The sequence below is a fragment of the Neorhizobium sp. DAR64872/K0K18 genome (genome assembly GCF_050500175.1).
Classification (GTDB): Bacteria; Pseudomonadota; Alphaproteobacteria; order Rhizobiales; family Rhizobiaceae; genus Neorhizobium; species Neorhizobium soli.
Window position 1 is genome coordinate 772,632 of sequence record NZ_CP191446.1, and the last position, 26,251, is coordinate 798,882.

20 protein-coding genes and 1 tRNA gene are annotated in these 26,251 nt (G+C 61.5%); 9 read left to right on the forward strand and 12 right to left on the reverse strand.

The features are described 5' to 3' along the window. The first annotated feature begins 67 nt into the window (after positions 1–67). Positions 68–2,860, forward strand: coding sequence for an autotransporter outer membrane beta-barrel domain-containing protein (locus ACQY1P_RS09060; protein WP_430256178.1), 2,793 nt, complete (start codon positions 68–70; stop codon positions 2,858–2,860). Here the strand turns inward: ACQY1P_RS09060 and ACQY1P_RS09065 are convergent. The 3 genes from ACQY1P_RS09065 to ACQY1P_RS09075 form a co-directional block, all read right to left on the reverse strand. Beyond that, positions 2,857–3,543 carry an HAD family hydrolase gene (locus tag ACQY1P_RS09065; RefSeq protein WP_430250359.1) on the reverse strand — a complete coding sequence of 229 codons (687 nt, stop codon included), beginning with the start codon at positions 3,541–3,543 and terminating at the stop codon, positions 2,857–2,859. The genes ACQY1P_RS09060 and ACQY1P_RS09065 overlap by 4 nt on opposite strands. Before the next feature lie 112 nt (positions 3,544–3,655). After that, positions 3,656–5,293 carry a Na+/H+ antiporter gene (locus ACQY1P_RS09070; protein WP_092661494.1) on the reverse strand — a complete coding sequence of 546 codons (1,638 nt, stop codon included), beginning with the start codon at positions 5,291–5,293 and terminating at the stop codon, positions 3,656–3,658. Positions 5,294–5,469: 176 nt separating this feature from the next. Further along, on the reverse strand, positions 5,470–5,766 hold the full coding sequence (locus ACQY1P_RS09075) for a nucleotidyltransferase family protein (protein ID WP_174195764.1): 297 nt from the start codon (positions 5,764–5,766) through the stop codon (positions 5,470–5,472). A 165-nt stretch (positions 5,767–5,931) separates the two neighbouring features. Here ACQY1P_RS09075 and ACQY1P_RS09080 point away from each other — a divergent pair, with 165 nt between their 5' ends. Further along, positions 5,932–7,062 (forward strand): site-specific DNA-methyltransferase, encoded by a 1,131-nt coding sequence (locus tag ACQY1P_RS09080; protein WP_430256181.1) that lies wholly within the window; start codon positions 5,932–5,934, stop codon positions 7,060–7,062. A gap of 232 nt (positions 7,063–7,294) precedes the next feature. Here the strand turns inward: ACQY1P_RS09080 and ACQY1P_RS09085 are convergent, their stop codons facing one another. From ACQY1P_RS09085 to mutY, 3 genes are all read right to left on the reverse strand, one after another. Beyond that, positions 7,295–7,729: a VOC family protein gene (locus ACQY1P_RS09085; RefSeq protein ID WP_430256183.1), complete on the reverse strand. Its 435-nt coding sequence runs from the start codon at positions 7,727–7,729 to the stop codon at positions 7,295–7,297. 93 nt (positions 7,730–7,822) lie between these two features. Continuing rightward, positions 7,823–8,437 (reverse strand): HAD family hydrolase, encoded by a 615-nt coding sequence (locus ACQY1P_RS09090; protein WP_430256185.1) that lies wholly within the window; start codon positions 8,435–8,437, stop codon positions 7,823–7,825. A gap of 18 nt (positions 8,438–8,455) precedes the next feature. Beyond that, entirely contained in the window at positions 8,456–9,568 is a 1,113-nt protein-coding gene (mutY, locus tag ACQY1P_RS09095; protein WP_430256187.1) for an A/G-specific adenine glycosylase, read from the reverse strand. A 92-nt stretch (positions 9,569–9,660) separates the two neighbouring features. Here mutY and ACQY1P_RS09100 point away from each other — a divergent pair, with 92 nt between their 5' ends. The 3 genes from ACQY1P_RS09100 to ACQY1P_RS09110 all read left to right on the forward strand — a co-directional run bounded on the left by ACQY1P_RS09100 (position 9,661) and on the right by ACQY1P_RS09110 (position 14,679). Beyond that, positions 9,661–10,173 (forward strand): DUF721 domain-containing protein, encoded by a 513-nt coding sequence (locus ACQY1P_RS09100; RefSeq protein ID WP_430256189.1) that lies wholly within the window; start codon positions 9,661–9,663, stop codon positions 10,171–10,173. 288 nt (positions 10,174–10,461) lie between these two features. Next, positions 10,462–11,166 carry a DsbA family protein gene (locus ACQY1P_RS09105; protein WP_430256191.1) on the forward strand — a complete coding sequence of 235 codons (705 nt, stop codon included), beginning with the start codon at positions 10,462–10,464 and terminating at the stop codon, positions 11,164–11,166. 51 nt (positions 11,167–11,217) lie between these two features. Beyond that, positions 11,218–14,679: a chromosome segregation SMC family protein gene (locus tag ACQY1P_RS09110; protein WP_430256193.1), complete on the forward strand. Its 3,462-nt coding sequence runs from the start codon at positions 11,218–11,220 to the stop codon at positions 14,677–14,679. A 275-nt stretch (positions 14,680–14,954) separates the two neighbouring features. On the opposite strand, the gene ACQY1P_RS09115 is transcribed toward ACQY1P_RS09110, so the two are convergent. After that, complete coding sequence (locus ACQY1P_RS09115) at positions 14,955–15,935, reverse strand: VOC family protein (RefSeq protein ID WP_430256195.1); 981 nt, start codon at positions 15,933–15,935, stop codon at positions 14,955–14,957. Positions 15,936–16,112: 177 nt separating this feature from the next. On the opposite strand from ACQY1P_RS09115, the gene ppdK reads away from it, so the two are divergent. Beyond that, complete coding sequence (gene ppdK, locus ACQY1P_RS09120; protein ID WP_430256197.1) at positions 16,113–18,785, forward strand: pyruvate, phosphate dikinase; 2,673 nt, start codon at positions 16,113–16,115, stop codon at positions 18,783–18,785. 4 nt (positions 18,786–18,789) lie between these two features. On the opposite strand, the gene ACQY1P_RS09125 is transcribed toward ppdK, so the two are convergent. Further along, complete coding sequence (locus ACQY1P_RS09125; protein ID WP_430256199.1) at positions 18,790–19,059, reverse strand: hypothetical protein; 270 nt, start codon at positions 19,057–19,059, stop codon at positions 18,790–18,792. Between the two features lie 143 nt (positions 19,060–19,202). Between ACQY1P_RS09125 and ACQY1P_RS09130 the strand changes: the two genes are divergently transcribed. Beyond that, on the forward strand, positions 19,203–20,099 hold the full coding sequence (locus ACQY1P_RS09130; protein ID WP_430256201.1) for a DUF1499 domain-containing protein: 897 nt from the start codon (positions 19,203–19,205) through the stop codon (positions 20,097–20,099). Between the two features lie 7 nt (positions 20,100–20,106). On the opposite strand, the gene ACQY1P_RS09135 is transcribed toward ACQY1P_RS09130, so the two are convergent. Then, the gene (locus tag ACQY1P_RS09135; protein WP_430256203.1) at positions 20,107–21,024 is read right to left on the reverse strand and encodes an MBL fold metallo-hydrolase; all 918 of its coding nucleotides are present in this window, start codon (positions 21,022–21,024) and stop codon (positions 20,107–20,109) included. Between the two features lie 194 nt (positions 21,025–21,218). On the opposite strand from ACQY1P_RS09135, the gene ACQY1P_RS09140 reads away from it, so the two are divergent. Together ACQY1P_RS09140 and ACQY1P_RS09145 are read left to right on the forward strand one after the other, a co-directional pair. Then, positions 21,219–21,292 (forward strand) — tRNA-Gln (locus tag ACQY1P_RS09140). A 251-nt stretch (positions 21,293–21,543) separates the two neighbouring features. Beyond that, positions 21,544–22,155 carry a helix-turn-helix domain-containing protein gene (locus ACQY1P_RS09145; RefSeq protein WP_162759497.1) on the forward strand — a complete coding sequence of 204 codons (612 nt, stop codon included), beginning with the start codon at positions 21,544–21,546 and terminating at the stop codon, positions 22,153–22,155. Between the two features lie 264 nt (positions 22,156–22,419). Here ACQY1P_RS09145 and ACQY1P_RS09150 read toward each other — a convergent pair whose 3' ends face one another. The 3 genes from ACQY1P_RS09150 to ACQY1P_RS09160 all read right to left on the reverse strand — a co-directional run bounded on the left by ACQY1P_RS09150 (position 22,420) and on the right by ACQY1P_RS09160 (position 26,176). Further along, positions 22,420–23,115, reverse strand: coding sequence for a DUF6656 family protein (locus ACQY1P_RS09150; protein WP_113489988.1), 696 nt, complete (start codon positions 23,113–23,115; stop codon positions 22,420–22,422). Between the two features lie 325 nt (positions 23,116–23,440). Beyond that, positions 23,441–24,208, reverse strand: a complete 768-nt coding sequence (locus ACQY1P_RS09155) for a glycosyltransferase (RefSeq protein ID WP_430256684.1) — start codon at positions 24,206–24,208, stop codon at positions 23,441–23,443. A gap of 6 nt (positions 24,209–24,214) precedes the next feature. Next, complete coding sequence (locus ACQY1P_RS09160) at positions 24,215–26,176, reverse strand: hypothetical protein (protein WP_430256205.1); 1,962 nt, start codon at positions 26,174–26,176, stop codon at positions 24,215–24,217. Positions 26,177–26,251: the final 75 nt, after the last annotated feature.

A 26,251-nucleotide genomic window follows, 5' to 3' on the forward strand; every position in this document is an offset into this window, starting at 1 on the left:
ATCCGTACCCAGTATGTGAAGATCGTCAAGGGCGCGTCGCCCGCGACCATTCGAGACAGGGTTTGGGATGATTGCTCCAGCTATCGTGGCGGACGCGAAGCGGCGTCTGCGGCTTTGCACCGCTATCGTCACGCTGGCAGCGCTTGCGCCCGGTGGCGCATCGGCGCAATCGGTCTGGATCGGAGCCTCCGACAACGATTTCGCAAACGGCGCAAACTGGACGACGGCCCCGGATGCCCCAGGCCCATCGGACGCAGCCTCGATCGGCTCCGGCGCGCCGACGGTCGCAACAGACACGGCCGTCGATACGCTCGCTGTGTCCGGCGGCACGCTTCATGTCGATGCGGATCTGACAGCGACGAGCGGCACGACGCTGTTCGACATGGGACGTATCGAGATCTCGCAAAGCGGCACGCTGGCATCAGACGTCACGATGTCATCAGGCTCACTTTCGAACTCGGGAACACTCAACGGCGGCCTTGCATCCTCAGGCGGCGAGATCATCAACGACGGCACGATCGACGGCAAAACGACGCTGTCCGGCGATGCGCAGATGACCAACAATTTCGTCGTCACTGATGTCGATGTCGAAGCGACGGCCCGGTTCGTCAACAATTCCGGTGCAACGGCCGGCGCGGTCACCAATGCGGGCACGACCTCCAACGCCGGAACGATCGCCTCGCTCACCAATACCGGCGGATCCTTCTCCAACAATGACGGTGGCACGGTCACCGGCGATACTGTGGTCTCAAGCGGCACCGTCACCAACAACTTCGTCGTCACCGACGTCGATGTTGCTGAGACCGCCAGTTTCGTCAACAATACAGGCGCTTCGGCAGCAGAGGTCACCAACGCGGGCACGGCGTCCAATGCCGGCACTGTCGCATCGCTTGCCAATACCGGCGGCAGCTTTACCAACAACGGCACCATTTCAGGCGCAACGGCACTCGAGGGCGGCACGCTCACCAACAATTTCGTGGTGACGACGGTCGATGTCGCGGCGGCTGCGATCTTCGTCAACAATTCAGGTGCCACGGCCGGCGACGTCACCAATGCCGGCAACGCCTCGAACGCCGGCACGATCGCCTCGCTCACCAATACCGGCGGCACCTTCACCAACAACGACGGCGGCGAAATCACCGGAAGCACCACCGTGACAGGCGGAACGGTCACCAACAATTTCGTCGTGACCGACGTGGATGTCGCGGCTTCCGGCCGCTTCGTCAACAATTCAGGCGCGGTCGCCGGCGATGTGTCGAACGCCGGAACCTCATCCAACGACGGCACCATCGCCTCGCTGACCAATACCGGTGGCAGCTTTTCCAACACGGGCGAGATCAGCGGCGATGCGACGGTGACGGGAGGAACACTCGTCAATAACGGCACGATCGGCGGCGCGATCGATATCGGCACGGATGGCATGCTCACGGGCACAGGCGAGATCGGTGGCCTCACCGTCAGCGACGGCGGTACGCTTTCACCCGGCCCGGGTATCGCAACACTTGCCGTCAACGGCGACGTCACCTTCGAGGCAGGCTCCACCTATCAGGTGGAAACGGAAGCAGACGGCACGTCCGACAGCCTTGCCGCCAACGGGTCCGTCTCGATCGAAGGCGGCACGGTCGAGGTTCTCGCGGGCGCAGGCACCTATTCACCGGCCACGACCTACACGATCATAACAGGCGAAAGCGTCGCCGGTGCCTTCGACGACGTCACCACCGATCTCGCCTTCCTGTCGCCCATCCTTGCCTATGGCGCCGACGACGTGACGCTCAGCCTCTACCGCAACGATGTCGATTTCGCCGACGTGGCGAACACCGCCAATACGCGCGCAACGGCCACAGCAGTCCAGTCGCTCGGAACCGAAAACGACGTCTTCCTCGGCGTTCTCCAGCAAAACGCCGATGGCGCTCGCGATGCCTTCTCGCAGCTCAGCGGCGAGAGCCATGCCTCGTTGAAAACCCAGCTTCTAAGCGACAGCCGGCTCATTCGGGACGCCATCGTCGACCGCGTCAACGGTGCAGTCCCGATCCGCTCATCGGCCGATGGTGCGACCAGCTTCTGGGCAACCGGCATCGCAGCAACTGGGCAATTGCGCAGCGACGGCAACGCGGCCGGCATCGACAGCCATGCGGCGGGATTGATCGCGGGCTTCGACGGGCAGGCCTCCGATCACTGGCGGCTCGGCGGATTGTTCGGCTACAGCAATGCCTCCTCGGGCAGCGAGGTGGACTGGGAAAGCTATCATGCCGGGCTCTACGCCGCCGCAAACTGGGGTGACGTTGCCCTCACATCCGGCGCCGTCTATTCCGAAAACCGCATCTCGACGTCGCGCAGCGTCGACTTCGGCACGTTCACCGACAATCTTCAAGCCGATTACAGAGGCGCCACCCGCCAGCTGTTCACCGACCTGTCCTGGAAGACAACGGCAGGTCCCGTGACGCTGCAGCCCTTCGCGAGCCTCGCCTATATCAATCTCGACACCGATGGTTTTCGCGAGAAGGGCGGGGCGGCCGCTCTGACGGGGAGTGGTGAAACGGACAACATCGCCCTTTCCACATTCGGCCTTCGCTGGTCGGCGCAAATGCCCGTCGAGGATCTGCCTATCACCGTCTCCGGCATGCTCGGTTGGCGCCACGCAATGGGAGACCTGACGCCCGCATCACGGCTCGCCTTTGCCAGCGGCGGCAGTCCGTTCATGCTGGAAGGCGTGGCTTTGCCGCGCGACACGGCCGTCGTCGAAGCCTCCGTCACGGCGCAGGTGTCGAAATCCGCGCGGCTGAAGCTCAGCTATTCCGGCGAGTTTGCCCATTCGCTGACAAGCCATACCGCCAAGGCCAGCCTCGTGGTCCAGTTCTAGATCCCGCCCCATTCACCAAGTGCGGCAATCACCGCCGGCAGGTCGCTCATGCGCGAAATCACCGTTTCGGCGCCGGCATCCGTCAGCCGGTCCGCATGGCTCGGATAGGTATGCGATGCTCCGGTAAAGCCCACCACCCGCATGCCGGCCGTGCGTGCACCATGGACGCCATGGGTGGAATCCTCGATCACCAGGCACCTGTCCGGCTCGACGCCGAACTGCTTTGCGCCATGCAGAAAGATGTCCGGCTTCGGCTTGACGCGGTCGGGACCGAGGTCCTTGGCGGAATAGATATGATTTTCGAAATAGGGCTTGAGCCCGACCTTGGTCAGCATCATGTCCAGCCGCTGGCTCGAAGAATTCGAGCAGATGCAGCGCTGCGTGGTCAGCCGCGACAGCGCGAACTTGACGCCCTCGATGATCTTGACGCTGCGTTCCAGCCGCTGGTCGAGCAGCTTTTCCGATTTGTCGAGCAGCGAGGCCGAAAGTGGAATATCCGCTTCCTGTTCGACCTGCAGAAGAATGTTCTTCCAGGTCATGCCGGCGAAGCGCTCGCCCATTTCCTCGACGCTGATCGGATAGCCCGCTTCCGTCAGCAGCCGGGATTCGACCTGTGCCGCGATGATTTCGGAGTCGACGAGCACGCCGTCGCAATCGAAGATGATGAGGTCGAAGCCGCTCATGATGGATACTCTTTGATGAAAGAAGGTGAGGGCGATCTACACGAGGGCAGCGCCGGAAACAATGCGGAGGGCGATTTCCTCTACCGGCAAAGCGGCGACAACACGGCGCGCCTCAGAAACCGTAGCGCGCCTCGGCAAGATCGATCTCGCGAACGAGCTTGCGTGCGATCTCCTCGGAAATCTTGCGCCGGCGGCCGAGCCTGAACAGCTCGTCGCGTTCGGCACGAAGGGCGGCCAGCCTGAACCGCTTGTCGACCTCCTCCATCTTGCGCAACAGGTCTGCCTCATCTCCGAGCTTGGAACGGCCCTCGATCCGCTGCCGGTAGAGTTCCATCAGCCGCGTGCCGACCTCGCCGTAAAGATCGGCGTCGGTCCGGCCTTCGCTCATCGCGTGCTGCAGTTTCTCGATCATCCGGATCGCAGCCTCCGCCGCAGCAATCCGGGCATTGTCCTCTTCCTGGTGGTGATCATCCTCCGGCGGCAGTTCGAGGTTCTGGAGAAGATAGGGAAGGCCGATGCTGGCCGCCGTCAGCGACAGGATGATCACCCCGGCTGCCAGGAATATCACCAGATCGCGTGCCGGAAACGATGTGCCGTCGTTCATGGCAAGCGGCAGGGTAAGGATACCCGCAAGCGTGATCGCACCGCGCACGCCGGCAAGCGACATGGCCGCCAGCAGCCGCCAGTGCGGCTTGCGGATCGCCTCCCCGCGACGCGCGGCGCGATAGAGGGTAAAGCGCAAGGAGACCCACACCCAGGCAAACCGCAGGGCCGCGAGTGCGGTGGTAATCACCGCCACATAGGCGATCAGCCAGATCGGGTGGAGGTGGCCGGTCTCGGTGACGATCCTGGCGGCGCCCGAGACGATGCCCGGCATCTGTTCGCCCAGCAGCACGAAGATGATGCCGTTCAGCGCAAACTGCACCGTATCCCACACCGCGTAGCGCCGCATGCGGGTGGCAGCCATCGTCTGGCCGCGCAGTTCGGCAAAGCTCATGGTGATGCCGGCCGCAACAGCTGCCAGAATGCCGGAGCAATGCAGGTGTTCGGCCAGAAGATAGGCGCCGAACGGAATGAGCAGGCTGATCAGGATCTGCGCACCGGGCTCTTCGCCCAGCTTGCGTGATACGTAATATTTCGCCTTCATGACCACGAATGTGGTGCCAAAGCCGATCAGGATGCCGCCGATCGCCACCCAGAGGAACGTGCCGACCGCATCCGCCAGCGAGAACACACCGGTCAGCACGGCGGCCACCGCAAATTGCATGCAGACAAGGCCCGACGCATCGTTGAGCAGCGATTCGCCTTCCAGAATATGCATCAGCCGTCCCGGGATCGGCACCCGCGCGGCAATCGCCGAGACGGCGATCGGATCGGTCGGCGAGAGAATGGCGGCGAGCGCGAAGGCGACCGCAAGCGGTATCGCCGGGATCATCCAGTGGACCAGAAAGCCGATCAGGATCACGGTGAAGATGACAAGCCCGAGCGCCAGCTCCAGGATCACCGCCTTGTCGCGGAACAGCCCTTCCTTGGGAATGCGCCAGCCATCAAGAAACAGTAGCGGCGGCAAAAACAGCAGAAAGAAGAAATCCGGATCGAGCTGCACCGCCGACCCCGTCACGCCGGCAATCGCGGCCCCGAGCGCGATCTGCACCAGCGGCAGCGGAATGCCGACCGGCGAAAGCCTCGCAAGCGTACCGCTCAGAACCACGGCGAGAAGCAGGACCAGGGCAATGGTGATGCTTTCCATGGTGGCACTCCTATCCGTTCCGGTTCGGGCCTGAATAGGAAATGGGAATGGATGAGGCAAGAGCCGGGAAGGGCGGTGCGACCTTTACGCCCGGCTCAGTCGTTCCTGCAGACCCAGCATCGCGGATTTGAGCGGCGGTAGGTCATGCGCGATGACGTCCCAGATAAATTGGTCCATCAGAACACCTGCACCGAAGCGGCTTCGATCCGGTCCTTCAGCCTTGGATGCAGACTGTTGCGGGTGGTAACATCGATGTCGGCCGCGAGTTCATCCTCGAGAAACAGCTTGATCCCGACAAGATCGACAAGAGAGAACTTCTTGCTCTCATCGTAATCGATAAACAGATCGAGATCGCTGTCGGGTCCGGCTTCGTCGCGGGCAACCGAGCCGAACAGATAAAGCGAGGTCGCGCCGAGCGCCCTGATCGCGTCGGCCTGCCGTCTCAGCTTCTCGATCGCCTCAGCTTTTCTCATGCCCCTCGGCTTTTCTCATGAGTTGTATCCTAGCGCATCTTCGCGCCGCTTTCCATCATTTTGCTTTTTTCCCGAAACCGGCCACCGGCTTCAGTCTTTGGTAACCAAAATGAGTAACCATAACAGTCAGTAAATTCGTATCCAGTACAGCGTAGCGAGTGTCTCATGGCCGCAGTCCTTCCTTTGATCGACCTCCAGAAACAGGCCCGTCCTCACGCCTGGATGAACTCCATCATCAAGGGCGATTGCGTGGCCGCTCTCGAGGCGCTGCCGGATAAATCGGTGGATGCGATCTTTGCCGATCCGCCATACAACCTGCAGCTCGGTGGCGCCCTGCATCGCCCCGACCAGAGCCTGGTCGATGCCGTTGACGACGACTGGGATCAGTTCGCTTCCTTTCAGGTCTATGATGCCTTCACCCGCGCCTGGCTGCTTGCCTGCCGCCGCGTGCTGAAGCCCAACGGCACAATCTGGGTGATCGGTTCCTACCACAACATCTTCCGCGTCGGCGCGATCATGCAGGACCTGAATTTCTGGCTCCTCAACGATATCGTCTGGCGCAAGACCAACCCGATGCCGAACTTCAAAGGCCGCCGGTTCCAGAACGCCCACGAAACGATGATCTGGGCCAGCCGCGATGCCAAGGCCAAGGGCTACACGTTCAATTACGAAGCCTTGAAGGCCTCCAACGACGACGTGCAGATGCGCTCCGACTGGCTGTTTCCGATCTGCTCTGGCGGCGAACGCCTGAAGGGTGACGACGGCAAGAAGGTTCATCCGACCCAGAAGCCGGAAGCGCTGCTCGCCCGCATCATCATGTCCTGCACCAAGCCCGGCGATGTCGTGCTCGATCCGTTCTTCGGTTCCGGCACCACGGGTGCTGTCGCCAAGCGTCTCGGCCGCAATTTCGTCGGTATCGAACGCGAGCAGGATTACATCGACGCCGCATCCGCCCGCATCGCTTCGGTCGAACCGCTCGGCAAGACGGAATTGACGGTCATGACCGGCAAGCGCGCCGAACCGCGTGTCGCCTTCAATGCGCTCGTCGAAAGCGGTCTCGTCAAGCCCGGCCAGATCCTCACCGACGCCCGCCGCCGCCACAGCGCCATCATCCGCGCCGACGGCACGCTGACCTCGAACGGCGACGCCGGATCGATCCATCGCCTCGGCGCCAAGGTTCAGGGCTTTGATGCCTGCAACGGCTGGACATACTGGCACTACGAGGAGGCCGGCGTCTTGAAACCGATCGACGACCTTCGCACCATCATTCGCAACGGCCTGCCAAAAGCGGACTGAGCCACCAGTCCCGGGACCAGATCCCATGTCAGCTCGCGAGCTTCCTCTTCCGGTTTTGTACCTCTAGTCCCGGAAGAGGATCATGTGACGCCCGGAGTTTGAAGGCTCCGGGCGTCATCTTTTTTATGGGGCAAATGCACTGATTTCGGGGCAGCAACGACGCAGGCTCTGACCAGAGTAACCCTGAACACCTCCGAATTCGAATGTTTCGGCCAGTCCGCCGATCACCCGGCTAGGTTGCCTGCCGTCCATCCGGGTATTCTGCAGGCCCCTTGATCTCGATCTTATTGCCAAACGGGTCATGGATGTAGAACGAGTGCCCCATGCCCCGGGCACCCCCATGAAACGCTTCCTGGACGATCTCGACTCCGTGCTTATCGAGATGCGTCCGCAGTTCGTAATGGTCGAAAGGGCTGGTCGCAAGACAGACATGATCGACATTGCGCCCACCGGTCACCGGAGGCGCTGCTTTCGTTCCGCCCGGGTGAGTTACATCCCACAAGACGATCAACGACGACCCGAACCACACCTGCTCCATCCCCAGTCCCGGATAGGAATAGCCAGGACGGCACCCTAGGACGTCAGTGTAGAAGGCGAGGGCGCGTTTCATGTCGTCGATCAGAAACACGATGTGATCAATGCCGACGGGAGCGAATGGTATTGCCATGAGGGGTGCCGTCTTAACGTGAGGTCGATTGCAAAACGAGGTGGGTGGGCCGGGAACTTATATCGTCAGCATACCGGCAACCACCCCCAAACCTTACACCTCGATACCGTGATCCCTCAAATCCTTGCGCAGCGTTTCCGGATCCGTGAAATGCACAGCGTGCCAGCCCGCTGCCCGCGCGCCTTCGACGTTGGGATAGCTGTCGTCGATGAAGATCGAGGCTTCGGGGGTGAGGCTGAAATCGCGGGCGTGCTTTTCGTAGATTGCCACATCCGGCTTGATCAGGCCGATCTCGCCCGACACCGTGACGCCGCGCGGCTTGTCGAGAAACGGGAATTTCCGGCGGGCTTCGACGAATGTGTCGGCGGCGAAGTTGGTGAGCATGGTCACGTCGCGGCCGTTCTCGATCAGGCTCTCGAAGATGGCAACCGAGCCGTCATAGGCATGCGGCACCATTTCGTGCCAGTGCTGGCGAAAGGCCCGGATATTGGCTTCCTGTTGCGGATGCTGTTCAAGCAGCAGCGCTTCGGCCTCGCTCCAGCTGCGGCCGCGGTCCTGTTCCAGGTTCCATTCGTGGGTGCAGACGTTGTCGAAGAACCACTTGCGTTCGGTCTCGTCGGGAATGATGCGGCTATAGGGAAGGTTGGGGTCGTAGTGGATCAGAACCTTGCCGATGTCGAAAACGATGTGATCAATCTTGGCCGCCATAGAGGATGTTTCCTGCTGTCAGTTTGGAGCTTTTGCGAAGGCGAGTGGTAAAGCCTGGACGATTGCTTTTTTCATGACGGTCGGCAAGGCCTGGTTCTCCAGGCTCTCCACCGGTTCCCACCAGCCATTGTCCACAGCCACCTTGGTCACCTTCGCGCGAAAAATCGAAAGCCGCAGCTCGAAATGGGTGAAGACGTGAATGACCGTACCACAGGCCTGCCAGTCGGCAGACGGGATCGGCGCGTGATCGATCGTCGTGCCGCCGTCGAGCCGCGCGGTCCAGGCCGTCGTCGGCACTTCCGTCATGCCGCCTAAAAGCCCGGTCTCGATGCGCTTTCGAAGCAGCACCTCGCCATCGGGCGTCACCGCCACGAAGGCAGCGCCTTGGCGAACCGGCTTTTCCTTTTTTGCGGCCTTCACCGGAAACCGCTCAGGGTCGTCGCCGGCCAAGGCCAGACAGTCGTCCCGGAACGGACAGAGCGCGCAGGCGGGACGTTTCGGGGTGCAGATCGTCGCGCCGAGATCCATCATCGCCTGGGCAAAATCGCCCGGCCGGTCTGATGGCGTCAGCTCCACGACCTTTGCCTTCATGGTGGGCTTGGAACCCGGCAGCGGTGCATCGATCGCATAGAGACGCGAGATCACCCGCTCGACATTGCCGTCCATCACAGCCGATTGCCGGTTGAAGGCGATCGCGGCAACGGCGGCCGATGTATAATCGCCGATGCCGGGCAGGGCGCGCAGGCCATCTTCCGAATCGGGAAAGATGCCCCCATGATCGGCTGCTACCGCTTCGGCGCATTTCTTCAGGTTGCGGGCGCGGGCATAGTAGCCAAGCCCCGCCCAGGCCGCCATCACGTCGTCGGAAGGGGCTGCGGCAAGATCGGTCACCTTCGGCCAGCGCTCGAGAAACTTTGCGAAATACGGTTTGACCGCCTGCACTGTCGTCTGCTGCAGCATCACTTCCGACAGCCATATGCGATAGGGGTCGGGCCGGATCCCGGCTTTGGCAGCCGTCGGGCTGATCCGCCAGGGCAGCTCGCGGTGGTGTCGGTCGTACCAGGCGAGAAGCCTTTCCGCATGGGTCGGGCCATCGGCCGAATTCGTCGTCTTGGGAAGCGTCTGGAGCATCGTTTGCCGTTTGCCGCTGGAATGGCCTATAGGTATGCGTCAATGCGCCGGCATCAAGGACGGCACAACCTCAGGCGGCCAGTTATCCAGCGATGAATGCTCCGAAACCTCCGTTCCGCCGCAAAGGCGCGCTGCAGATCTCCGAAGTGGCGAACGGCATCATCGATCCGGTGCTGGCGCGCCGCGCCGGGATATCCACCGCGCTGCTCGGCTCCTGGGATGAGATCGCCGGTGAGGATTTCGCTGATTGTACGCGCCCCGAAAAGATCGCCTGGTCGCGTTATAACGACGGCTATAGCGAGGGTGGCCACCAGCCGGGTGTCCTCACCATCGCCTGCGAAGGGTCCCGCGCACTGTTTCTAGGCCATGCCCAGGGCGAATTGATTTCCCGCATCAACGGCTTTTTCGGCTTTCCGGCGGTGCGCCAGATCCGCATCGTGCAAAAACCGGTGTCTCAGACGTTCAAGCATCCGCGCAAACTGCAGCCCCTCAAAGGCGAAGCGGCGAAACGGCTGGAGGGCATGATGGAAGGGATCGAAAGCGATGCGCTGAAGAAAGCCGTCGCCAGGCTCGGCACCGCCGTTCTCCAGCAGAAGCGCAAATGAGAGTTCCAGGGCCCCCGCCACTCTCATTCCTGTGCTCGTCACAGGAATCCAGCCAGCCCAAGTCCTTGGGCTGAAATAACTCTTTCCAGCGGTGAATATGCTTCGCCAGAATTGCTCTACTGGTCGTAGAGAAAACTCACATCAGCAGCAGCAATCAGCAGAACTATCCCCTCTCACCCCCATTTCGTCACAATTCTTTGAAGGGATTTAACACTCCACCGCTTGTCGGGGCCAAGTCGCCACGATACGGAATATCGAACTTTTTCAAATCTCGAACACGGGTGTTCCATGCAGTTGAACGATAAGACCATCACCAGACGCGCGCTTCTCGGCGGAGTGGCGGTCACGGCGCTTTGCCTGTCGCTGCCGCTCGGCATCTCCGACGCCTTTGCCCAGGCGCTTCCGGAATCCCAGGGCGATGTGGATATGGCGGCGGCGTTGAAGCCTGGCACCCTGCCGGAAATGGCGCTCGGCGAAGAAAACGCCAAGGTGACCGTCATCGAATACATGTCGATGACCTGCCCGCATTGCGCACACTTCCACAACACCACGTTCGAGACGATCAAGAAGAACTATATCGATACCGGCAAGGTTCGCTTCATCATCCGCGAATTCCCGTTCGATCCGGTCGCGACCGCTGCCTTCATGCTGGCCCGCTGCAACCCGCAGAACCCGGCCGAACTTGCAACGTCTGCGCAGTATTACCCGATGGTCTCGATGCTGTTCAAGCAGCAGCGCGCCTGGGCATCTCCCGCCGACAAGGATGTGCGCGGCGCACTCTTGCAGTCGGTCAAGCTTGCAGGTTACTCACAGCAGAGTTTCGAAGCCTGCTTGACGAACCAGAAGCTTCTCGACGACATTAATACCGTCGTTAAGCGGGGCAACGAGGAATTTGGCGTCAATTCAACGCCGACCTTCCTGATCAACGGCAAGAAATACTCCGGAGATATGACGGTTGACTCCATGTCGAAGCTTTTCGACAGCCTTCTGTAAGATCGCCACCCCGGCGGGTAGGGGACCCGTCGGCGGGAGAAAGGGCGCAGCATGAAATTCAACAAGCTGCGCGTCGTTGGCTTCAAGTCTTTCGTCGAGCCGACGGAATTCATCATCGAGCGAGGGCTGACCGGCGTGGTCGGCCCCAATGGCTGCGGCAAGTCCAACCTTGTCGAGGCGCTGCGCTGGGTAATGGGCGAAAATTCCTACAAGAACATGCGCGCGTCCGGCATGGACGACGTGATCTTTTCGGGCTCGGGCAACCGTCCGGCCCGAAACAGCGCCGAAGTCGGCCTCTATCTCGACAATTCCGATCATACGGCACCCGCTGCCTTCAACGATGCCGACGAGATCCAGGTGTCGCGCCGCATCGAGCGCGAGAACGGCTCGCTCTACCGCATCAACGGCAAGGAAGCCCGCGCCAAGGATGTGCAGCTGCTGTTTGCGGATGCCTCGACCGGCGCACGCTCGCCCTCCATGGTCGGACAGGGCCGGATCGGCGAGCTGATCAATGCCAAGCCCCAGGCCCGTCGCCAGCTTCTGGAAGAAGCCGCCGGCATTTCCGGCCTGCATTCGCGTCGCCATGAGGCCGAGCTTCGCCTGCGTGCCGCCGAAACCAATCTCGAACGTCTCGAGGATGTCGTCGCCCAGCTGGAAAGCCAGATCGAAAGCCTGAAGCGCCAGGCCCGCCAGGCCAACCGTTTCCGCATGCTCTCGGCCGATATCCGCGCCCGCGAGGCGATGCTTCTGCATATCCGCTTCGTCCAGGCCCGCGAGGCGGAGGCGGAGGCCGAAACCGCGCTCAACCAGGCTACCAACATCGTCGCCGAAAAGGCGCAAGGGCAGATGGAAGCGGCAAAGGCGCAGGCGATTGCCAGCCTCAGACTGCCGGAATTGCGCGAGGACGAGGCGAAAGCCGGTGCCGCCCTGCAGCGCCTGCAGATCGCCCGCGGCCAGCTGGAAGAAGAAGCCGGCCGCCTGCTGCGGCGTCGCGACGAACTGACGCGAAGACTGTCGCAGCTTGCCGAAGACATAAGCCGCGAGGAACAGCTTGCCGCCGACAATACCGCTTTCCTCGACAAGCTGGATGGCGAAGAAGCCGAGCTGACAGAGACGCTGGCGGAGTCAGGCGCCGAAGCCGAAGACCTGCGTGAGGCCTTCGAGGCAGCTGCAGCAACGCTTGCCGACAGCGAGAAGCTGTTTGCAGCAGTCACCGCCGAACGTGCCGAAGCAGCGGCCGGACGCAATGCGCTGGACCGGCTGATCCGCGACCTCGCCGAACGCCGCCAGCGCCTCGACCGCCAGATGGCCGATGCGAGCGGCGAACTCGACGCGATCGGACAAAAGCTTGATGGCCTCGACAACCCGGCCGAGCGGCAGGACGCGGTGGAAGCCGCCGAAATCGCCGTCGAAGATGCGACGATCGCGGCGGAAGAAGTCGAATCCGCGCTCGCCCATGCGCGCTCGAACGAACTGATGGCGCGCGGCCCGGTCGAATCCGCCCGCTCGGCGCTGAACGCGCTCGAAACCGAAAAGCGCACGATCTCGCGAATGCTGGCGGCCGGCGCCCTGTCCGGCGGCTTCGTGCCCGTTGCCGAAATGATCCGCGTCGATCGTGGCTATGAGGCAGCGCTCGGTGCAGCCCTCGGCGACGATCTCGAAACGCCTGTCGATGCATCCGCCTCCGCCCACTGGTCGATCAATGGCGATGGCGCCGCTGATCCCGGCCTGCCCGAGGGTGCGCTGCCCTTGTCGGCCTATGTCACGGCGCCGCCGGAACTGGCGCGCCGGCTCGGACAGATCGGTGTGATCTCGGAAGGTGACGCCGACAGGCTGATGCCGCTGCTGCGCCCCGGCCAGCGCCTCGTGACACGAGAGGGCGCCGTCTATCGTTGGGATGGCCATATCTCCGGGTCCGAGGCGCCGGGTGCGGCAGCCCTTCGCCTGTCCCAGAAAAACCGTCTGTCGGAGCTGGAAGGCGAGATCGACGAGGCCCGCGATATCCTGTCGGAAACCGAGGATGCGCTGGCGCAGGCAGGCAGCGCCATCTCGATCGAGGAAAAACGCCTCTCCGAAGCGCGCGACCGCAGCCGCTTTGCCGCCCGCCAGTTGAGCGATGCCCGCGATGCGCTTGCCGCAGCCGAACGGGCAGCCGGCGATCTCACCCGTCGCCGCGATGTGGTTGCGGAAGCGGTCAGCCAGCTGACCGGCCAGATCGAGGATCTCGGTGTCCAGGAAGAAGATGCGCGCATCGAGCTCGAGGATGCGCCGGATCTCTCCGCCATTGATGCCAAGCTGTTGAACCAGCAAAGCGTCGTCGCCACCGATCGGGGCCGTCTCGCCGAAGCGCGCGCCGCCTATGAGGGCCAGAGCCGCGAGATCGAGGTGCGCAAGCGCCGCATCGCCGCCATCGCCCAGGAACGCGCCGCCTGGGTCTCCCGCATCGCCAGCGCCGCCGATCATATCGGCAGCCTGCGCCAGCGCGAGGAAGAGGCGCGCGACGAGATCGTCGATCTCGAAGCAGCACCTGAAGAATTCGACGAGCGCCGCCGGGCACTGATCAACGAATTGCAAAAGGCGGAAGCTGCCCGCAAGGCCGCCTCCGATCGGCTGGTCGAGGCCGAAACCCGCCAGCGCGAAACCGACCGTATCGCCGCCACGGCCTTGTCGGAACTCGCCGAAGCCCGCGAAAAGCGCGGCCGTGCCGAAGAGCGTCTGGTCTCCGCCGCCGAAAAGCGCCACGAGGGCGAGCTGCGCATCCGCGAGGCACTCAATGTGGAGCCGCATGACGTGATGCGCATTGCCGGCATCGCGCCCGGCGCCACGCTGCCTGACATCCGCGAGATCGAACGGGAAGTCGACCGGCTCAAGATGGAGCGCGAGCGGCTCGGTGCCGTCAACCTGCGCGCCGAGGAAGAGCAGAAGGAGCTTTCCGACAAGCTCGCCGCGCTGATCCACGAGCGCGACGACATCATCGACGCCATCCGCAAACTGCGCGGCGCGATCCAGAGCCTCAACCGCGAGGGCCGCGAGCGCATGCTGGCCGCCTTCGATGTGGTCAACAAGCAGTTCCAGCGGCTGTTCACGCATCTCTTCAATGGCGGCACGGCAGAGCTGCAGCTGATCGAGAGCGACGATCCGCTCGAAGCCGGCCTCGAAATCCTCGCCCGCCCGCCGGGCAAGAAGCCGCAGACGATGACGCTTCTGTCCGGTGGCGAGCAGGCACTGACGGCGATGGCGCTGATCTTTGCCGTCTTCCTCACCAATCCCGCACCGATTTGCGTGCTGGACGAAGTGGATGCACCGCTCGACGACCACAATGTCGAGCGCTACTGCAACCTGATGGACGAGATGGCGGCGTCGACCGAGACGCGGTTTATCATCATCACCCACAACCCCATCACCATGGCCCGCATGAACCGTCTGTTCGGTGTGACCATGGCGGAGCAGGGTGTATCGCAGCTGGTCTCGGTCGATCTGCAGACGGCGGAACTGCTGCGCGAAGCCAGCTGAGCCAGCGCTTTCCCGGTCAACCGGTCGCGGCCTCCGTATTTCTACCTACGTCAATTTACTCATATGGGACATCAGCGTCTCGGCGTAGTGTAATTTAACTAAAATCATATTGACGTGTGGTGCCTCGATGCCGCAAGTTCAGCATCGAAGTACCGCCGATATAGAGACCCCCCGCACGGGTTTTCCTGTCCTGTGCGGAAGGCTTTGCGGGGCCGATGTGATCCGGCCCCGCAAAGCGTTTTCATCTCTTTCCGACATCCGCGCCGCAGGCGTCCTTACAGCCCCGTCAGCCGCACATTCGTCCCCCAGGGGTCGAGAATGTCGATATGATCGACAGCCCTCGTGAAGCTGACCGACGCCTGTTTCAGCTTGTCCTTCAGCGCCAGCAGGTCGCTCTTTTCCGCAAATTCCAGCGAGAACCAGTCGAGCCCGGTTTGCGTCTCTTCCCGCATTCCCGCACCGGCGCTCTGCCAGGTGTTGAAGGCGAGGTGGTGATGGTAATGGCCGGACGAGAAGAAGCCCGAGTCGTCCCGGTTGCCGCGTGTCGATGACAGGCCGATCAGATCGCCATAGAAGGCCCGCGCCTTGTCGATCTCGCCGACCCGCAGATGGATATGACCGATCCTGAGGTTGGCGGGCGCTTTTGTGTAGGTGTCGCGGTTGATGTCGGTATTGGCGACGATATCGTCCACGTCGAGCGCATTGGTGCCCATCGTCACCACATTGCCGTTCCATGTCCACATTTCATGGGGCCTATCCCAGTAGACCTCGACGCCGTTTCCTTCGGGATCGGTCAGATAGACAGCCTCGCTGACGCTGTGATCGGCAAATCCTGTGATCGTAAATTGCCGCTGCGCCACATGCACCAGCCAGCGGGCGAGATCGCCGCGGTCCGGCATCAGGTAGGCGATGTGAAACAGACCGGCAGACCCCGGCGTCTCGAAGGCGGCCTCTGCCGAACGGACGAGATGCAGAAGCGGCGATCCCCCCGCACCCAGCACGACGCGATCGCCGGAAACATCATCCTGCTCGATGATCTCGAGCCCGAGCATGCCCTGGTAGTAGGCGGTCATGGATTTGAGGTCCCGCACCCGAAGCGCCGCCTGATCCACATGGACAGGCGTCGTCACGGCAAAGGGCAGGGCAGGTGCAGCCATCGCCGCGATCGTTCCTTCCGCCAGCAGCGCGCCGTCAAGGGCGGCCGTCGCAGACACGACACCCGCCAGTTTCAAAGCATTCCGTCTCGTGATGGTCATCGAAGGCCCTGCAGGTTCCGGCGGCGTTATAGAGACGCGCTAGAACATCCGCACGTCACTTTCCTGTCAGGCATGACAACGCACCGATTTTGCTGCGGTGCAACATAATCCTGACGCATAATTCCCAAACGATCATAAACGCTGTAAATGCTTGAGAAGACTGGGTGGAGATGCGAAATGGCGAAATGGGTCTATCGCTTCGGCGATGGCAAGGCGGAAGGAGGCTCTCGTGACAGCATCCGTCTTGGAGGCAAGGGCGCAAACCTCGCGGAAATGGCAAGCCTCGGCCTGCCGGTGCCGCCCGGACTGACGATCGTCTGCGATGCCTGTACCCATTATTTCGAAAACGCCCGCATGCTGCCCGACGGTCTGAAGGCCGAAGTCCTCGATGGCATCGCCGCCATGGAAGCAATCACCGGCCGCCGTTTCGGCGCAGGCGTGCAGCCGCTGCTTCTTTCCGTCCGCTCCGGCGCGCGGGCCTCCATGCCCGGCATGATGGACACCGTCCTCAATCTCGGCCTCAACGACCAGACAGTGCAGGCGCTCGCTGAAGATTCCGGCGATGCCCGCTTCGCCTGGGACAGTTACCGCCGCTTCATCCAGATGTATGCCGATGTGGTGATGGGCCTCGACCACGAGATCTTCGAGGAGATCCTGGAAGACGAGAAGGCGCGGCTGGGCCACGAATACGATACCGAACTTTGCGCCGCCGACTGGCAGCACCTCGTCTCGCTCTACAAGCAACTGATCGGGGAGGAACTGGAAACGGGTTTCCCGCAGGATCCGCACGAGCAACTCTGGAAAGCGATCGCCGCCGTGTTCGCGAGCTGGATGAACCCGCGCGCGCAAACCTTCCGCATGCTGCACCGGATCCCCGAGGAATGGGGAACCGCGGTCAATGTCCAGGCCATGGTGTTCGGCAACCTCGGCTCGACATCGGCCACAGGCGTTGCCTTCACCCGCAATCCGTCGACCGGTGAGAAAGCCTTGTACGGCGAGTTCCTCGTCAATGCGCAGGGCGAGGATGTGGTCGCCGGCATCCGCACGCCGCAATCGATCACCGAGGAAGGAAGGCTCGCCTCCGGTTCCGACAAGCCGTCGATGGAAAAGCTGATGCCGCAGGCCTTCGCCGAATTCCGCACGATCTGCGACCGGCTCGAAGCCCACTACTGCGACATGCAGGATGTGGAATTCACCATCGAGCGCGGCAAGCTGTGGATGCTGCAGACACGCAACGCCAAACGCACCACCCGTGCTGCGATGAAGGTCGCCGTCGACATGGTCGAGGAAGGCGTCATCACCGAGAGCCAGGCCGTCTGCCGCATCGATCCGCCCTCGCTCGACCAGCTGCTGCACCCGACCATCGATCCGCGCGTCGAACGCCACGTGATCGGCTCCGGCCTGCCTGCATCGCCGGGCGCTGCTACCGGCGAGATCGTGTTTACAGCCGAGGAGGCCGTCGAGGCTGACAAGGAAGGCCGCAAGGTCATCCTCGTGCGCATCGAGACCAGCCCGGAAGACATCCACGGCATGAACGCCGCCGAAGCGATCCTGACCACCCGCGGCGGCATGACCAGCCATGCGGCCGTCGTTGCCCGCGGCATGGGCATTCCTTGCGTCGTCGGTGCCGGCTCCATGCGCGTCGACCTGCGCAACGAGGTGCTTCTTGCCGCAAACGGCGTCAGCCTTAGGCGCGGCGAAATCATTACCATTGACGGCTCCTCCGGCCAGGTGCTGAAGGGCTCCGTGCCGATGACCCAGCCCGCGCTGTCTGGCGATTTCGGCAAGCTGATGGCCTGGGCCGACAAGACCCGCCGCATGACCGTGCGCACCAATGCCGATACGCCGCAGGACGCCCGCGCCGCCCGCTCGTTCGGCGCTGAAGGTATCGGTCTCTGCCGCACCGAGCACATGTTCTTCGAAGGCGACCGCATCCACATCATGCGCGAGATGATTCTGGCGGAAACCGAGAAGGCGCGCCGCGCAGCGCTCGGCAAGCTCCTGCCGATGCAGCGGTCGGATTTCACCGAACTGTTCGAAATCATGCACGGCCTGCCGGTCACGATCCGCCTGCTCGATCCGCCGCTGCATGAATTCCTGCCCAAGACCGAGGCCGAGATCGACGACGTCGCCCGCGCCATGGGCATGCCGCCGGCCTTCCTCGCAAGACGCATCGATGCCCTGCACGAGTTCAACCCGATGCTCGGCCATCGCGGTTGCCGGCTTGCAATCTCCTACCCGGAAATCGCCGAAATGCAGGCACGCGCCATCTTCGAAGCGGCTGTCGAGGCCGGAAAGACCACCGGAGAACCGGTCGAACTCGAAATCCTCGTGCCGCTGGTCAGCCTGCGCAAGGAGCTGGATTACGTGAAGGGCGTCATCGATGCGGTGGCGAAAGATGTCGCCCGCGAAACCGGCGTGCCGATCGCCTATCTGGCGGGCACGATGATCGAATTGCCTCGCGCCGCCCTGCGCGCCCATGTGATTGCCGAAACCGCGCAGTTCTTCTCCTTCGGCACCAACGACCTCACCCAGACCACCTTCGGCATGTCCCGCGACGATGCCGCGGCCTTCATTCCCACCTATCAGCGCAAGGGCATTATCGAGCACGACCCCTTCATCTCGCTCGATTTCGACGGCGTCGGCGAACTGATCCAGCTTGCAGCAGAGCGCGGCCGCAAGACGAGGGCAGACCTGAAACTCGGCATTTGCGGGGAACACGGCGGCGACCCGGCCTCGATCCGCTTCTGCGAAAACGCCGATCTCGACTACGTCTCCTGCTCCCCCTTCCGCGTGCCCATCGCAAGGTTGGCTGCCGCCCAGGCAGCGATCGAGCGGACGAAGGGCTGACTGATCAGTGCCGGTGGAGATAGACCGGCCGCGTCACCACGATCGGCGGGCGTCCCATCATCGCATCGCTTTCCGCCCGCCATGCGCGTCGCTCGGCGCGGCGGTCGAGCTCGAGGTCGAGCAGGCAGCGCGCCATGGCATCGGTCCCGGGACGGAACCCAAAGCGCGCGCAGGACTGCTGATCCGCCGCCCGCCGCTCCTCCGGTGTGATTGTCTGGCAGGAAGTGAGTGCCGTTCCGATGACGGCCAGTGTGGCGAGAAGGGCAAAACGCATGACGGGCTCCAGATGATGGCTGCGGCAGCACAACGGTGCTCCCGAATAACCCCGTTGGATGGCGAGCGCAAACCAAGGATTCCATTCCCCGCCGCGCTGTTCTACACAAGGGAACAGAGTTTGCATGGAGCCGCTTTCACACAATGACCGTCCGCTTTGTCCGGCCCGTTTCCCGCGCCGCCTATTTCGGGCGCAGGCTCGGCTTCTGCGCTTTTCTTCTATTCGTGGTTTCAGCCGTCGCGCATCGGTTCGGGCCGCTGAACGAGCCGGATTTCGTGGCACTTGTTCTGTGTTCCGCAACCATTGCGGCTGCCTCGGTACCGCTGTCGCTGCTGGGTCTCGCGCGGCTGTGGAGTGTCGGTGCAAGAGGAGGCGTTGCTGCTGCACACGGGCTGGTGTTTGCAGCCGTCCCGCTTGCCGTCGTGGTGATGGGAACCGTGTCCTATCTCACGCTGCCGCCGCTTTACGACATCTCCACCGATATTGCCGATCCGCCTGCCTTCGTCTTCGAACCGACAGCCGACCAGCGCTTCCTGCCGCAGCGCCCGCCGATGGTCACGCCCACTGAGCGCCGCGCGCAGTTTGCCGCCTATCCGCGCCTCACCGGACGACGTTACGAAGGGGCCGTCGACCGCGTCTACGAAGGCGTCCAGAAGGCGCTACGGTCCGCCCGGGTCGGCATCGTCAAGACAGAGGGGCTGGAACTGGTGGAGCCCGACATCCTGACCCGTGCCGCGCCCCGCGACGAGCAGGCGCCGGTGCCGGATGTGGCGCCAGTGCCGTTGCGCCGGCCTGAACTCACGCTCGAGCCGACGATCGGCACCGCCGGCGATGTGCTGCTTCAGGGCGAGACCCGCACGCTGGTGCTCGGCCTGCGCTTCGATATCGTGATCCGGTTGCGTGAAGATGCCGAGACGACCTCCGTCGATCTGCGCGTCGTCTCGCGCTTCGGCCCGCATGATCTCGGCCTCGGGGCTGAGATTGCCCAGGATTTCCTCGATCGTCTCGATACCGAACTGCTCGGCATCACCGGCGGCTAAGCGCCCGTCAAGCCAGCGTATAGATGCCTGAAAGCGATGGCGGTCCGTCGGTTGCAACCTGTCCCTCGCCAATCAGGTCTTCCAGATGCGCCAGCACCGAAAGGGCGGCCGCACCATGCAGCCGCGGATCCGTCCGCGCATAGATCGCCGTCACCATATCCGGGATCAACCGGTCGCCGGCGCGGATCCGCTCCAGCACCGCACGCTCGCGCATCCGCCGGTGCGTCCGCAGGCCGCGCAGAAAAGAGGCGGGCTCCGTCACCGGTCCGCCGTGCCCTGGAAAGAAGATCCGGTCTTCGTCCCCGCGCGCCAGAAGCTTTTCGACCGACGCCATGAAATCCGCCATGGATCCATCCGGCGGCGCAACGATCGTCGTCGCCCAGGCCATCACGTGGTCGGCAGAAAACAGGATGCCGGAATTTTCCAGCGCGAAGGCGCAGTGGTTGGCGGTATGGCCGGGTGTATGGAGGACGGTCAGCGCCCACCCGTCGCCCTCGATCCTCTCACCATCACCGGCCGCGATATCGGGCACGAAATCGGTATCAGCGCTTTCAGCGAGTGGATTGATCTCGCCCGCGTGCAGGGAACGGGACGCCCGGTGCGGCCCCTGCGCCACCGTCAGCGCTCCGGTCGCTTGGCTCAGCCGCCGTGCCAGCGGCGAGTGGTCGCGATGCGTATGGCTGACGAAGATATGACTGACACGCCGCCCGTCGAGCGCCGCCATCAGCGCCTGAAAATGCGCCTCGTCCTCCGGCCCCGGATCGATCACGGCGACCGACGATGTCCCGACGATATAGCTGTTGGTGCCATGAAAGGTAAACGGCGAGGGATTATTCACCGTCAACCGCTGCACCCCTGCCGCGATCGTCACGGGCACGCCATAGGAGGGCGAAAAGGTCAGATCGAAATCAAGGTCTTCCGGCATGCTCAAAAACTGTCCTTCCGCCAAGGGCGCTTGTTGTCATCTCCCTGAGGTTTAACACCCGATCAACGCGCGTAAACCCGAAACCCCGCGTTAATTCGTGACAATCCCGAAATTTGCCGTTGAGAGGGCGGCAAAGCTTTGCTAGAGCAAGGCCACTTCCGGTCCGGGCCAGCAATGATTTGCCCCCGACCTGTTGGGGCGTCGCCAAGCGGTAAGGCTCCGGTTTTTGGTACCGGCATCCCAGGTTCGAATCCTGGCGCCCCAGCCATGCATCACGTTTCGTGCAAACCCTCCAACAAAAGACCGAGAAGCGCCTGAGCCCGTATGGTCCTCAGATCCTGTGGTCTGCCGTGTTTTCCATAACTGACGACGTAGTTTATTTTAGACGAATGTAATTCTTTTGAAACCCTTGAGAGTTGCATATGCGAACAGGAAGAAATTGGTTCTTGTGTCGCATTAATGAGTTCATTCAATACAATCTCTCAAAGCCTTATCGATGTTTGGCTGCGGTCGAGCGAGATGGCAGACCCGGAAAGCGTGTATTCTAGCTTCGTCTCCAGCCTCTCCATCAAGATGGCGCTGTCCGTTGTCGCAACGGGAGACGAAGACCCGTATGACTGGCGGTTTCGGCGGGTGAGGGACTTCGGGTTCAAGAGCCATTTGCTTGGTCAATTGAGGCTGCAATTTCCCGATGCCAACCTTCGAGATCTTGATCGAGGCTTCGTCGATGAGGCCATCATCCCAACCTATTCCCGCTGTCTACAGGTCGGGCGCCCGACGCTTGAGCTTGTCAGAACGAAGGTTCTCGGGGTCAGGATCGGCTACGAGCGACTGCTGCTTCCTCAAAAGTGCGAGGGAAGGCCAAACTGGTGTATCAGTCTGGTCGAAGGGCGGTTCTTTATTCCGCCGTCGAAAGAAGCAAAGACCGACATGACGGATGACAACATCATCCAGCTGCTGATCGAGGGGCAGACGACCAAGGAAATCGCCGAAGACCTTCACCTCTCGCCAAGGACGATCGAGCATCGCATCGACAAGCTGAAGGGTCGGTTCGAAGCCAAGAACCTCGTGCACTTGGTGGCAAAGCTCGTCGCCACGCAGATTGGTCATAGGGAAAGAGAGAACCCCTAGAGCGTTTCCTGGCAAGATTGAAGCATTCTGCTGCCTCGAACGATTGCAGATGGTTGCCCGGTCGGCGCCCGTCGTAGCCACATTCGACGGTCAAGTCGGCCGGGCGCTCAGGCCTCCCGATCCAGCCAACCCGATGGGCCGGGCAGCCTTTCGCCAGGATCAAAGCCGATCGGCTTTGACGTACCCACAGATATGCCCTTCGCCTTGCCTGTCCGAAATCCTGCGCCGGCAGGATGATTTACTCTCGCTGGGAAACGCTCTCGGTTACCGGTTTACAACCCGATTGATGGCAGCTCTTTCCCGGAGAGCCTCAAGCGACAATCCGGTACTTGTCGATGCGACATTGTAGAGGGCAGTGGAGATATTCTTGGTCTGGAAGGCCAGACCATTTTCGCCGAGCCGGTGATTGAAGCCGAGAAAATTGCCATTGCGGTCGAGGAGTACGTGGAGGCCGAAGAACATCTGGTCGAAGTCCTGGCTTCGCGGCTTGTAAAGATCTGTGCCGCCTGCGGACGTGTTGATCTCGCCGTCGAAATTCGCGATGAACATCTGCGTGACGGCGATGGCGTTGGGGCCGTGCTCGGTCACGACTTCCCCGAACTTGCAGGCTCCAAGATGCGGGACAGACTGCAGAATCGACGCACGAATTGCCTTGCGCATCCGGTGCCCTGTCGGAAGCGAAGAGGCGAAGAGGTGATTGGCATCGTCGCCGAGGATCGACAGGTTCTCCTTCGTGACAGCGATGACTTCTGAAAGAACCATGTCTGCGGCGAGCCGTCGAAACTTTTTGGCTGATGTTGCCATCGGTTCCGGCTCGCCCGCTTCGCCATGAAACCAGCGTGTGTATTTCGCTGATGGGAGCGCAGCATCGCTAGAACTTGAGGCGGACAACGCCGTGCGCGAGATTTTCTTTACGTCGTCACCGAAACGGTCCCCGTACTGGAGCTTGGCTACACTCATGATGCCCTCTCTTCTTGCGTTGATGAAGAAGATATGAGTGCAGCCTTAAAAGGTTGCTCCCAGACGCTCCGTAGTTTCCCCCTCAATTGACGCAGGTCAACTTTCGCTTAAGGGGCGCTTGCAGCATTTTGGAAAGGCGGTTCTTCGCGGCAATGGCATTCGGTATGCGGATGAGCATGGGGCAGACTTCGAGCCTCCTCCTGCGCACTACATTCACAGCCCGAGGATGATGCTTAGCAGTTGACGAGCGAAGTTCCGGAGATCGGGAGATACAAGCAACCGTACTTCCTCTGCAGCAGTAGCCGGCTCGACTTCTCTCCGCTTATCAGTCTCTATATGAAAAATCCTCTCGTTCCGCAGTGAGGTTCACGTTGTAGAACCGATCGCGTCTGACCTTGTCGCCCCACTTTGCCAGCATGAAAGCCGCTTCGGCGCGATAGCGCTCTGCCTTTTGTGACGATGTATCGAGGCCACGGCTGATGCTTTCAAGATGAATGAGCGTAGCGTGAGGAGTGTAGAGATTGCGGTAGCCAGCCGCGTCGAGTTTAAGGCACAGATCGACGTCGTTGAAAGCCACTTTCAAGTTGTCCTCATCCATGCCGCCTACCTGGCAATACTTCGCTTTTTCGACCATCAAGCAGGCCGCGGTGACGGCGGACAGCGATTGGGTCGCCGCAATCCGTCCCATGTAGCCTGGATCATCGCCACCGCGAAACTTGTGGGGATGCGCGGCCACCAGACCGATACCACAGATGATGCCCGCATGCTGGATGTGTCCCGTGTCGTAGAGAAGCTTGGCTCCGACAGCGCCGATTTCAGGACGGCTGGCTTGAGAAACCATTTCTCGAAGCCAGCCGCCATCAGTCACAATGATATCGTTATTGATCAGGGCGAGCATGCTGCCCTGTGCGTTTTCGACGGCGCGGTTGTTGAGTATGGAGAAATTGAATGGCCCCGGCGCCGCTAGGATGCGAATGTTGTGTCTGCTGCGCAGAGTATCGAAGTAAGCAAGGGTCTCTTGTTCCACACTGCCATTGTCCACGATGACGATCTCGAAAGCGGGATAGTCGGTGTGGTCCAAAATGGAGTCGATGCAGGCTCACAGCAAATCGGCGTAGTCGCGCGTGGGAATAATCAACGTCACCAGCGGCGCAGGATCGGGAACTGGCCAGATGACCCGGCAAAGATTTCCAGGCAGGGTTGAAGTGTTTGCTCGTCGGCCCTGCCTACGGAGACTGTCCTCAACCGCCTGACGCCGGGCCTCCGTCATTGGATAGGGCAGCAAGGGACTGCCACTCGTCTTTGCTGGACTTCCTCGGTGGTAGAGCACACGCGGAATATGCGTGATCTCGTCCGGGGACAGCACTTCGGCCGCTCGCAGCACGAGCTCTTGCGTATCGAGGTTCGCGAGGTTGCCGAAAGAAGGGCAGCAACTTTGTGCAAGACCGGTCTCGAACGCAACCGATCGTCCCACATAGTTCGTTGCATAGAAATAATCCGGATCCCAGTCCGGCTTGAAAAGCGGAGAATGCCGACGCTGGTTCTCGATTGCGTCTTCATCGCTGTAGATTAGCTTCGACATGGGTTTGGCGATATGGTGCTCGACAAGCTTATAGAGCGCGATTGGGGCCAGTATGTCTCCTGCCGACAGGAAAATTACAAAGCGCCCGTCGCAAGCATTGAGTAGGGACTGCGCGGTCTTATCCTCTTCGGCAAAGGTAGTGATAAACCTTGTGTCGTTCTCTTGAAGGCTCGTGATCGCATCCTGGCTATTTTGCGGAACATCTCGAGCCAAAACGACATGCAGTTGCCAGTTCTCGTAGATCTGGCGCTTCAGCGATCTGAGTGTCTCTTCTCCGCGCTCGGCCGTCTCTGAACTGATTGAAACGACGGCCGAGATCATCGGGCGTGTTCGCCAGCGATCGACCGCCCGCCTGAACCGCGCGAGGTCCTCATCGCTTACGGTATCGTGCTTGGCGATCCAGGTTTCGTAGGCGTCGCGTCCGGGATAAGACAGTATTTTTGCCAGATCGTGGGCGAACCGGTTTGAGGAGCGGTGTGTCCTGAGGTCCGTTAAAGCAGCGCGCGCCGCATCACGGTCTATCCTGCGAGCATGCCTAAAGCTGCTTGCCATACCAATCTGTCGAAGCGAGAATGCGTTGACAACAAAGCTTCCTTCGGTGCTCGCTGGATCGAGACGAAGGCGTAACACCGCGTCTTCAAGCAAGCCGACTGCACGAAACTTTCCATTGCCCTGGGGTCGCAGGTTGAATGTAGAAAATCTCGACCATTCCGCACGAGGTTCGACGTACAGAACCGGGGTAAAAACCATCGCCGTTCCCGACACCTCAAGCTCGATCGAAAACCAGCCGGGACGAAGTTGCTCACCTTCCACGATGACCGAAAACTGCGGTTCTTTCGTTGTCGCGACGAACTTGTTGTCGCGGATGACGAGGTGAGCCTTCGGATTGAGGCGAGCCAGCAAGGACCGTTCCTTCGCGAGCCTCAGTATCTCAACCATGGACAAACCGAACGGCGTGGCTTCGCCATCCCGTTGGCCGTTGCGCTCATTGATCTCCGCAATCCGGATCTCCTCACGGCCTTGCAGCCTGGAAAAACCAGCAAGGCACGTAGCGGTCTCCATGCCCTCATTCCGTGTACCGAGGTTAGTCGGCGCATTCGGTCCTGCCTGCATTAGAGAAACGCGCAGGCCAGCGATCTCCTGCTCGACAGGTGGTGACAGCGGCAGGGCGCTTAGGGCTTCAAAGGTAGCAAGTGCGTTGGACAACTGACCTAGGCGCTTGAAAAGATGAGCAAGGTGGAGGCGGGCATCGGGGTAAGTTCCGTCGCAGTGGATGGCGAACTCGTAGGCTCGGATCGCCGCCTCGAACAGCTCTGCCTCCTTTAGCATGTGCGCGTACTGGACCCAGCCTTCCGCCGATGGTTTGCCGTGTTCGAGTGCTTCGCCATAGAGCGTGGCCGCAGCCAGCCATTGTCTATTGTCACGCAAACGATCGGCACGAGCAGTCATTTCCGTGAGTGCAGCCTGGTGCAAACTCATTTACGTCATCCATCCCAAAACATTGCATGCCAATCGGAGGTCGACACAACATCGCAATTTGGTTGAGTCAATTCA